Source organism: Dyadobacter sp. (assembly GCF_051859145.1).
GTDB lineage: Bacteria > Bacteroidota > Bacteroidia > Cytophagales > Spirosomataceae > Dyadobacter.
This window is the reverse complement of sequence record NZ_JBHYGF010000294.1, coordinates 1-5,407: the sequence shown is the minus strand read 5'-3', so window position 1 is coordinate 5,407 and position 5,407 is coordinate 1. Positions and strand designations below refer to the sequence as shown.

General features: G+C 50.5%; 6 protein-coding genes. All 6 read right to left on the bottom strand.

Going from position 1 to position 5,407, the window contains the following annotated elements; genetic code table 11:
- A partial coding sequence (locus tag ACTIE6_RS16585; protein ID WP_439557705.1) for a hypothetical protein occupies window positions 1–195 on the bottom strand: 195 nt, incomplete at its 3' end.
- Window positions 182–502, bottom strand: a complete 321-nt coding sequence (locus tag ACTIE6_RS16580) for a hypothetical protein (RefSeq protein ID WP_439557704.1) — start codon at window positions 500–502, stop codon at window positions 182–184. The genes ACTIE6_RS16585 and ACTIE6_RS16580, both read right to left, overlap by 14 nt.
- Window positions 503–508: 6 nt before the next feature.
- A complete protein-coding gene (locus ACTIE6_RS16575; protein ID WP_439557703.1) occupies window positions 509–883 on the bottom strand; it encodes a hypothetical protein in 375 nt (124 codons plus the stop codon).
- Between the two features lie 220 nt (window positions 884–1,103).
- A complete protein-coding gene (locus ACTIE6_RS16570) occupies window positions 1,104–3,512 on the bottom strand; it encodes a hypothetical protein (RefSeq protein WP_439557702.1) in 2,409 nt (802 codons plus the stop codon).
- 25 nt (window positions 3,513–3,537) lie between these two features.
- Window positions 3,538–4,368 (bottom strand): hypothetical protein, encoded by an 831-nt coding sequence (locus tag ACTIE6_RS16565; protein WP_439557701.1) that lies wholly within the window; start codon window positions 4,366–4,368, stop codon window positions 3,538–3,540.
- Window positions 4,365–5,407, bottom strand: a 1,043-nt coding sequence (locus tag ACTIE6_RS16560) for a DUF6712 family protein (RefSeq protein ID WP_439557700.1), incomplete at its 5' end; no start/stop codon positions are given. The genes ACTIE6_RS16565 and ACTIE6_RS16560, both read right to left, overlap by 4 nt.

Below are 5,407 nucleotides of genomic sequence, written 5' to 3'. Positions count from 1 at the left end.
GCTGACCCCGACCAGGATCAAAAGCCAGCGGTATACGATGCGGCCCGTCGTGCTAATGCCGACGGTACTGAACTGAGTCTGGAGAAGGGATTTACTGCATTTACGAATTTCGACATGCGCCCGCAGCGTGAGCACGCCAATAAAGGCGGATAGCAGGATGATGGTGATGTGACCCACCCATTCAATTGGTTCCATTTCCCTGTTTGTCAATTTTAGTGATTAGATAGGTTTTACACTTTTCCAGTATCGGTTCAAAACCATACACCGAAAGGCCCGTGATGACAGCTGCCAGACATGCATTTTCCACTTTCATCCAGTAAACCACTAGACCCGGAACCAGCAATGCGCTTGTGAGCCCCATGATCACGATCCGGATCGTTTTCCGGCGACTGATCGGTTCTTCGGGCTCGAACACCCTGTAAATGACAATTAGCACAGCCGCGAACATGGAAATGATCCAGGATTCGATCGGTACGCCTAAGCGCTTCAAAATTTCTTCCATTAGTGGTTATTTTTGGATGATTGCCCCGATGATCATCCCGCCGACAAATCCGACAAAGAGCCACCTTCTTTTCTTTTTGGGCTGATCGGCCAGCTGTGATTCAAATTTCTGGATCTGTGCCTGGTGCTGAAAGGACAAAAAACGCTGCTCGTTTTTGCTGGCCAGGTTCTCTTTCACTAGCTGCTCATTCGTTTTTTGAAGGAAGAACATGCGCGGCTTGAGTAGTTCAAATTTCATAGCGCTGTCTTGCATTGCCTGAAAAAACCGCCTATCGATATCCGTTTTGTCGCTCCCAATCTGCGCGATACTTCGCCCGGGCACTATCACGGCCAGCAGGATCCAGTAGATCCAGCGAGCCGCTCTTTTTTGTTGCTTGTTCATACTCATAGTTGAAAATGTGGGCTGAATCGCTGTGCATTATTTTGCGCTCGTTGAAGTACCGTATGCTATCCCGGATCTGCGCTTCGGACTGTTGTGCAGGCCGTGGCCGGATCCAATGGTAATAGAATGCGCAGGTACCAGCTGCTACCCCGATTATAACCAGGATAGCAGCAAGCCAAAGGATGTATTTAAATATGGACTTGGATTTCATCAGCGCAGATTAGAAGTTTTTGGAAACAGTCTGCCGGCCGTAGACCCTGCCTAAGTTTATTTCCTTGCCATTATGCTTGATGGTGACATTGTCTTCGTATTCGTGTGCGGACAAAAAGCCGTTATAGTAGATCGCCACTGATCCGGCAGGCCCTTCGCCAACTATGGCCAGCCCCTTTTTCTCGTCCGCCGCGTCGCGAACTATAAACAGGTTCAGGTTAATCGGATTAGAACCTCCATTTAGCGTTAACCCAGCTGTGCCAGGTTTGGCCTTAAAGGATCCGCGGCTGGAAGAGTAAGAAGCATGAGACAATTTCTGGATCCGGTCACGGATATTCCAAACGGCTTCCATGCCGGCAGCAGCTGCATCGATCGGACTGGCGTACAGGCTATGTATCAAACCAAATCCGCTATTTTGAGGAGCGCCATTTTGCCCCGGGCTGTACGGCTGCCAATCTCCACCGGCTGGGCGCCACTGGATACTTTGATCACTCCACCAATGGATCTGCGTGGTATCCTGGCCAAAGGCTGAGCCTGGCGCGTCCCAAATCTGGATCCCACCTGTAAGCAGCATCGACCAGTAGCCGGCCGTAAAAAGCTCATCCCAGGGCGCCGGCGGCTGGCTGTTCATTCTGGTCAGGATCTCACCGCCGGTAAAAGGTATAATCTCACCTGTCCGGCTTTGCTCGACGCCAATTTTGTGACCGGTTTTTTGATCGGAAACGAAGCTTTCCACCTTGCACATGGTGAAAATGCTGACTTTCCTTTCACGGTCCCGCCCTTGCCATGTTTTGGTGCCCAGCTTGGTTTTCTCGTTCAGGTACAAAAATTCATAAGGCAACTGATAGGCCTTGTTCCAGAAATAATATTTCGCATTTAGGTTCCGGACGCCAATGTGGTCACGCGTGTAAAACTCGTGGTCATTTTGGCCAAAATCAAAGTCACTATTAGACTGGGCTCCGTACCCTTTGAACAGCTTGCTTGTTAAGCTTTTTTCGTAGGTACTTCTCGAATAGTTCAGCATGCCTTCGGTGAAAAACCCGCTAAAATCATCGCTGCCATAATCGCCGAAAAGGCCAGTGTAAAGCGGGTTTGACTCGACGCCTTTTTCACGGTACAAATCCATCGCGGCTTTGTATGTCAGCTGCACGCGGCCGTAAATGTCGCTGTCCTGGCCTTGCGCATTTTCGCCGAGCTCGCTGGTGATAACAGACCGTTTATCGGTCCCCATGCGCTCGGCAAAGTGCCGGCCGACGCCATACAGGTACTCGTCTGGCACTTTACCTTCCATGCCGGCTTTGATTGTGTGCCAGGTGTTCGGCTGGCCGGCAGGATTGCCCAGATCAATATAAGGCTGGATCCCGACACGCTGGTAAACTGTCTGAGCATCCCCCCGATTGATGTATCCGGTCGAGAAAGTTTTGTTGTAAGGCGCCCAGTCGATTGCGGGGAGTACAGCAGGAAAATTCAACTTGCGCGATACCACAAGCCAGCTTGGAACCACATTACTGCCCTGCTTTGTATCAGAGCTGATCGATAGAAATATCTCTGAAAGCTGGGCATTGTTGATATTGACAGCATTTTCCCCCCAGCCATTGAATTGCCTTTCAAAAGCTTCGATACTGCCGAATTTGCCCGGATCACAAACAAATTGCCGGATCGTGTAGATCCCATCTGGCAGATACAGATTTTGCAGGTCCTGGTATGATCCGTCAGAGTTGCGCAGGATACCGTACCCGATCGCGTAGAAGACATTTCGGCCGTCAAGCTTGTCTATCTGCTCCGCTTTATTCAGCCCGGGCGTAATATCCGAAATTGTGCCGTCTGCATTGAATTGCAGCGCTAGCCTGGGTGTCTTGTTGTAGGTGTAAGTCCTGCCGCCTACTTTGGTTTTATAAGCGCCGATCGTCTTTGATTCGACATTTGGAACAGGTGTCGGCTTGACTTCATCAGCAGGCTTCTGAGTAATTGGAAAAGTCGCATCGCTGATATCAGAAACACAGCTGACACCGGCCATTGTAATCCGGTAAATACCATCGGAAAGCGCGGGATAGCTTACCGTAATTACGCTGGAAGACGGCGCAATTTTTTGCGAGTACTGTAAGAAACCAGCAGCTGAATGGATCTGGATCAGCGCAGTATCCACGCCATTGCCATGAAATTGAAGGTTCAGGCTAGTCGCTGTGACACTGGTCAGCTTCTTAATCACCGGCCCGTCATCACACTTCTTTTTTGCCGGCACGATAACAACCGGATCCGAAGGTTTGAGGTTAAGATCCTTAATAGCTTGCCTGACGTAATTCTGCATGTACACTTTACCGACAATACTGTCGGGAAGTGTAACCTTAATTTCAAATTGCGCAGTAGCCGACAGCTGGAAGGCCAATAGCGCGGTAAACAAACTCAAAAAACGTTTCATTGTATTTGCTTTACAGGGTTAAAAATCATTTTCTGGAAGCCGCAGCTTTTCGTCGCAGCTCGTCATTTTTCAATTCGATGTATGCAAGCACGTCCGGAAGCGGCCGGCCCATGACTTGGTCGTAATTGCCAAAAACATGGCTTTCAGCTACGCGGACAATCTGCCGCTCCCAATCCTGCACGAATATTCCCTGGCTGATTGGTGCTGCATCCGGATCGCCACCGCCCCCCATACCGTAGATGGTCAGCAGTTTATTGGCTGCATTGTTAAACCATTGGGCTGTCATGATCATAGTCACGATATCAACCTTTTCGAATATACTGGCGCGCAGCTCGCAGCGAGTCGAGTTATATTCTTCCCTTGAATCCTGGCCGGGCTCAACCTGGCGGATCCGCTGGATCACATCAGGCTTCGGCCGCGCGATCGTGGCCATGAACTTGCACAGCCCATCCAAGGCAGCAGCTTCCGATTTGGCAGAATAGAAGGCAATCAAATGCGCAGTAGCCACAACGAATTCCGCTGTCTTGACCTGGTGTAAATTCTCATCCGGAAGCAGCAGCCGGCGCCCGCGAATTTTCACGGATCCGACCGGCCGAAAGTCCGTTCCTTTTAGTATCCAGTCCATGGTTTGCAAAAGGCGCCAGAGCTGATCATGGTTTTGCTCTTGCATGAGCAGCTGCCAGACATTTTCCGGGCAATCAAAAAGCTTTCTGAGAAGTTGGATCTTTGCGGCCGCGCTTTTCGGGTTCTGGTACACCTGGCGAACTATGCCGATTACATCTTTCCCGCGCAGATCCTGGTAACAATCGGCCAGCTGACATTTTGCCCGCAATTCTTCGACGAAAACCGTTTTCATAGCCTGAAATGTTTACGGTTGCAATTGTCCGGCATGCTCCAAACCCTGCTATCAGGAGTCCGGTACAGTTCCGAATTGAAGTACTCGGGAAACACCGTTGCACTTGCGGTACCGTTTAGGTACATACGCAGGTCGGTTTTGGTCTGATCGACCCGCTGCAACAAGATCCCTTTCAGCCATGCGATTTGTGGATCCGAGATAGGTTTCTCGTCCTGCAGATTATTAAAAACTGAAAGGATCCGGATCCCGGAAGGCGAAAACTGTACAGAAATCCAGGGCAATGCTTCCAACAGCGTCGCGGCTGCCGCATAATCCTGGCACAACTCCAATAGCTCCAGGTAGTACGAATCCAGCTGATCAGCCTGGCGGATCTTTTCTTTCAGCACATCGAAGAGCGCCTGGCCAGTAGCGGACCTGACTGTTTTTTTCTCTACGCGTGGCATGTATGCGCGCAGGACGTTGTACATCCGGAAGCTTTTTGCAATTTCTGGCAGTGCGCGCTGCAAGGCAGTGGGCGTACTGATCAGGTAAGCGAAGTTCTGGGCAAACTCTGGCGATCCCTTGTATAATGGGAAATCGGCCAGGTTTGCTTCCAGATATAGCATCAAGGTTTCAATCGATTTGTCGGCCTTTTGCAGGATGTCTTTACGGACTGCTTCTTCCTGGTAGCGGAAAAGCGAGGTAGTATCTTTTAGATCCTGCTTTTTTACACCGGTTGCCGAAAATTCATAGAATCCCGAGTACCAGCCTTCGGCGTACCCGTTCCAGACGATCGCAGCCTCGATCAGCTTTTTCAATGCGGCCTTTTTTCCGTCGACCGCGCCGGCCACTTCGGCCAGCTGGGCGCTGCCGATCAGGGAAGGGATCAGGTTTTCTTCGACGTCCACCAGGGACGGCTTGAGTATTTCGAAAGTCCCTTCTTTTCGTATGGCTTCCCCGATAACGGCGCGGATCTGGGAAATGGAATTAATTAAACTCATTTGCTTGACTTTGGATGTAGGCGCGCTCAGCTGCGACCTTGGTTTTTGCTTCCTGGTAT